The following is a 435-nucleotide window of genomic DNA, read 5'->3' on the forward strand; positions in this document are numbered from 1 at the left end:
AACTCATCTATATCAGCCCCAATTTTTCGGGTACAAAGGTGTACCTGTTTTCGGTCAACTTCCATGTAAAGTATAACACACTATACTTTACATGCGTAAAGGTGTGCCCTGCCGGGAGCTGTTTCGGCTATCGCCGCATGCTTACGCATGAAAAAAGACCGTGGCGCTGCCACACCGCAAGGGAGAAGTTCTCCCTTGACCCCCTCCAAAAAGCTCCCCCAACCCCCTCAATTTTTGAGGGGGCTCCCTCGCCGGTTGGCAGGTCAAAAGGTGTTGCCTTTTGACGAGCCAAGAGGGTTCTGGTGCAGCAAAATTATCAACTCCTTAAATTCCTTCCGCTGTCGCTCCAGTCAGACATTTACCGTTGACAATTGCCACATGTTTTCTTCTGCAGCACGTTTCACTTTTGGCCGAAGAAAAAAATAAAAAAGGACA

This window comes from Parasedimentitalea denitrificans, from assembly GCF_011813015.1.
GTDB lineage: Bacteria > Pseudomonadota > Alphaproteobacteria > Rhodobacterales > Rhodobacteraceae > Parasedimentitalea > Parasedimentitalea denitrificans.